Below are 4293 nucleotides of genomic sequence, written 5' to 3'. Positions count from 1 at the left end.
GGGGGGCCGCGGCCCGCCCCCGCCCCCGACCCGCATGACGCGAAAGGAAACCCGACCCCATGACGCGCACCGCCACCCAGGACCTTGTCCTCGACGACGCCCGGATCGCCGAACTCGCCCAGCAGCTGCGGGTGGACGCGGTACGCGCCGCCGCGGCGGCCGGCTCGGGGCACCCCACCTCCTCGATGTCCGCGGCCGAACTCGTCGCCGTGCTGCTCGCCCGCCACCTGCGGTACGCCTTCGACCAGCCCGACCACCCCGGCAACGACCACCTGATCTTCTCCAAGGGCCATGCCTCGCCACTGCTGTACGCCGCCTACAAGGCGGCCGGCGCCATCACCGACGAGGAACTGCTCACCTTCCGCAAGCTCGGCAGCCGCCTTGAGGGCCACCCGACGCCCAGGCTGCCCTGGGTGGAGGTCGCCACCGGCTCGCTCGGCCAGGGGCTGCCGATCGGCGTCGGCGTGGCGCTGGCGGGCAAGCGGCTGGCCCAGTTGCCGTACCGCACCTGGGTGCTGTGCGGGGACAGCGAGCTGGCCGAGGGGTCGATGTGGGAGGCGTTCGAACACGCGGGCATCGAAGGTCTCGACAACCTCACCGCGATCCTCGACATCAACCGGCTCGGCCAGCGCGGCCCCACCCGGCACGGCTGGGACCTGGACGCCTACGCCCGCCGGATCCGTGCCTTCGGCTGGAACACCGTGCAGATCGACGGCCACGACGTCGATTCGGTGGACGAGGCCATGGACACCGCCCGCACCACCCGCGGCATGCCCACCGCGATCATCGCCCGCACCCGCAAGGGCCGCGGGGTGGTCGCGGTCGAGGACCGCGAGGGTATGCACGGCAAGCCGGTTCCCGACCCGGGCGAGGCGATCCGTGAACTCGGCGGCGTCCGGAACCTGCGGGTGCGCGTACAGCGCCCGCAGGAGACAGAACGGCCGCGGTACGGCGGCGCCCCGCAGGCCCCGCTGCCCCGGTACGGCGTCGGCGACGCTGTCGCCACCCGGACCGCCTTCGGCGAGGCGCTGACCGTGCTCGGCACGCGGCGCGGGGACGTCGTCACCCTCGACGGCGAGGTCGGCGACTCCACCAGGGCGGAGCTCTTCGCCAAGGAGCACCCCGAGCGGTACATCGAGTGCTACATCGCGGAGCAGCAGCTCGTCGCCGCGGCCGTCGGCGTCCGGGCGTGCGGCTGGACGCCCTACGCCGCCACCTTCGCGGCCTTCCTCACCCGCGCCCACGACTTCCTGCGGATGGCCTCGATCGGCCGCGCCGACCTCAACGTGGTCGGCTCGCACGCGGGCGTCTCCATCGGCGAGGACGGCCCCTCCCAGATGGCCCTGGAAGACCTGGCGATGCTGCGGGCCCTGCACGGCAGCACCGTGCTCTACCCCTGTGACGCCAACCAGACCGCCCGTCTCGTCGCGGCGATGGCCGACCGGCCCGGGATCAGCTACCTGCGCACCACGCGTGGCGAGACCCCGGTGATCTACGGCCCCGACGAGGAGTTCCCGGTCGGCGGCTGCAAGGTGCTGCGCTCCCATCCCGAGGACCAGGTCACCCTGATCGGGGCGGGTGTCACCGCGCACCAGGCACTGGCCGCTCACGACCAGCTCGTCGCCGACGGCGTCCGGGCCCGGGTCATCGACCTGTACTCGGTCAAGCCGGTCGACACCCAGACGCTGCGCGAGGCCGCCGCGCTCACCGGTCGTTTCGTGACCGTCGAGGACCACCGTCCCGAGGGCGGGCTCGCCGACGCCGTCCTTGAGTCGTTCGGCAACGGGCACGCGATGCCGCTGCTGACCCGGCTCGCCGTCCACACCGTACCCGGCTCGGCCACCCCCGCCGAGCAGTTGCACGCCGCGGGCATCGACGCCGACGCGATCGCCGCCGCCGCCCGCAAGCTGGTCGCCTCCTGATCAGCACGCTCACGGTCGAGGCGGGACGGCACGTGGTGAAGGTGCCGCGGGCCGAGAAGCTGCTCCGCCCGGTGCACGGGCGATTCCCGGCCGTCACCGAGGCGGACCCGGCCGTCACCGAGGCGGACCTGGCCACGCCGCCGGACCGTCGCCGACCCGGCCGGCCACGCCCGGATCGACCCGTGGGCCGGCCCGCCCGCGCGTGGCCGCCCGCCGGGGCCCGCGCGGAGGCGGCTGCGGACGCTGCGGGGCTGAGGGACCGTGTACGGCGGGCCCCGGGCGAGGGGCCCGCCGTACGCGCTTCGAACGCCCGCTCGCGGCGGTGCGGGGAACGTCAGTCGAGGTTGGGGCCGCTGTGGCGGCGCGGGGTGGTACGGATGCGGCCCTCGCGGACTCCGTACGGGCGCAGTTCGTGAGGGAAACGGCGGCGGCCGTCGCGCGGCACCTCGTCCGGCACCGGCTGGCGCGACTCGTGGGTCCGCGGACCGGAGTCCTGGTGACCGGGCCCGTGGCCCTCGGGCGCGCCCGTCTCGTGTTCCTGACGGGTCTGCCACGCCCCTGACCGGGGCCGCGTGCCTCGCGGTACGGCCGGGTCGCGGCCGACGCGCCGCATCCCCAGCCAGACCGCGGCGATCAGCACGATCACGATGCAGACACCGATGACCAGTGGGCCGATTCCGACGAGGTAGTCGTGAGGAATCGCGAGCGGCACGTCATGCTCGTAAGCGGACATTTCTCGGCACCTCCTCACTGAGGCGGATGCCCTGGAATCGCCCGGGAACACGAAACGCGGACGGCGAAGCGGAACCGTTCTCGCCCTGCACGTCGTCGAACGCTCGGTGGCCGTCCACCGCGCCCACGAGGGCGAGTACGCCAGCCACACCCACGGGCTCGGCCACGCCCACGACCCGGTCAAGGGCGTGGGGGTCGCCGCCGCGGCGGCCCTGGTCGGGCACAGCATGATGGACGGCTTCGCCATCGGCGCCGCCTTCCAGGCCGGGAACACCGCCGGCGTCGTGGTGGCCGTCGCCGTCATCGCGCACGACTTCGCCGACGGCTTCAACACGTACACCATCACCCGGCTGTACGGGAAACGGGCGGCGCCGGGCGCAACTCCTGCTGGGCGCGGACGCGGTGGCCCCGGTGACCGGCGCCGCGATCACCCTCGCCTTCACCATCCCACCCGGGGCGCTCGGCCTCTACCTGGGCTTCTTCGCCGGGTTCCTGCTCTACCTGGCGACCTCGGACATCCTGCCCGAGGCGCACAGCCCGCACCCTTCGCGGTCCACGCTGCTGTGCACGGTCGCGGGGGCGGCCGTCATGCGGCTGGTGATCGGTCTGGCCGGCCGACCTTGGGGGCGATCGCCGCCGCCTTGGAGACGTCGGCGACGAGTTCGACCACGTCCGAGCCGTACGACTGGGAGTTCACCACCCGCAGCAGCAGGCAGAAGGAGCCGTCGACGCCGTACTTGCGGGCCAGCCGGACGTGGTGGCGGGCGAGGTAGCGGGTCGCGGCCTGGTTGGCGATGCCGCGCTGCCCCGAGGACAGGAACACCGGCCGGTCGTTGCCCGAGTCGCCGGCCGCCGCCAGTCGGGCCAGCAGCACGTACTCCACCGCGCCCTTCTCCAGCCGGTACGTCTCCCCGCCGACGGTGATCGCGCCCTGGTCGGGGCCTGGCGTCGGGTCGGTGTTGATCTCCACCCCCGGCAGCATCGAGCGCAGATGGGCGGCCAGCCGCAGGTTGGCCGCCGGCCCGCCGATGCAGAACTCGGTGCGCGCCCCGAAGCCCTGCCAGGCGGTGTCGTGCGCCAGCACCTCGGCGTGCGCCCCGCACTCCTTGACGACCGCAGCCAACTCCAGCAGCGCGAAGGCGTCGTGCCTGGCCAGACTCCAGCTCCGCGCCCCGGGGTCGCGCGGCACCACCAGCAGGCAGTCGGACTCCTTCGGCAGCCCGAAGAACCGCTGTTTGCGCTGTAGCCGGCGCCGCGTCAGGTAGCCGCGGAGGAACCAACCGCCTACCGCGCCCAGGGCGCAGGCCACCAGGGCCAGGACGAGGGTGCGCACGACGTCGCTCATGGCGCGGCATCGTAGCGGTGTTCGAGGCTTACCGCTGCGGGGCCTTCCACGCCAGGCTCCGGGGGAGCACGCCACCCACCGGACCGGCGCGGAGAGTTCCCTGACGTAACCGCTGGGGTGAAGTTACGCTGCCGGGACGGTCGTTGAGTGGAGGCTTCGTGTTGGGACGCAATCGTCTTGCGCAACCGGTCGAACGTTCGGGCCCAGTTCACCCTCCCGGCCCGGTCCGGCGGACTCGCTCGCCACGGGCGGTGGCCGTACGGCTGGTGGCCGCGCTCGCCGTGACCGCGGCGG

The 4293-nt window shown here is 73.7% G+C and carries 3 protein-coding genes and 1 pseudogene; 2 read left to right on the top strand and 2 right to left on the bottom strand.

Going from position 1 to position 4293, the window contains the following annotated elements; translation table 11 throughout:
* Nucleotides 1-59 precede the first annotated feature (59 nt).
* A complete protein-coding gene (locus tag VIW71_RS23635; RefSeq protein ID WP_331624578.1) occupies nucleotides 60-1922 on the top strand; it encodes a transketolase in 1863 nt (620 codons plus the stop codon).
* 334 nt (nucleotides 1923-2256) lie between these two features.
* Here VIW71_RS23635 and VIW71_RS23630 read toward each other — a convergent pair whose 3' ends face one another.
* Entirely contained in the window at nucleotides 2257-2655 is a 399-nt protein-coding gene (locus VIW71_RS23630) for a DUF6479 family protein (protein ID WP_331624576.1), read from the bottom strand.
* Nucleotides 2656-2725: 70 nt separating this feature from the next.
* Between VIW71_RS23630 and VIW71_RS23625 the strand changes: the two are divergent.
* Nucleotides 2726-3266: pseudogene (locus VIW71_RS23625) on the top strand (ZIP family metal transporter); the annotation flags it as partial.
* Here the strand turns inward: VIW71_RS23625 and VIW71_RS23620 are convergent.
* Nucleotides 3241-3999, bottom strand: a complete 759-nt coding sequence (locus tag VIW71_RS23620) for a hypothetical protein (RefSeq protein WP_331624575.1) — start codon at nucleotides 3997-3999, stop codon at nucleotides 3241-3243. The pseudogene VIW71_RS23625 and the gene VIW71_RS23620 sit on opposite strands and share 26 nt — an antisense overlap.
* Nucleotides 4000-4293 lie beyond the last annotated feature (294 nt).

It is taken from the genome of Streptomyces sp. (genome assembly GCF_036524955.1).
Lineage (GTDB): Bacteria > Actinomycetota > Actinomycetes > Streptomycetales > Streptomycetaceae > Actinacidiphila.
This window is presented reverse-complemented; position numbering and strand designations above follow the sequence as displayed.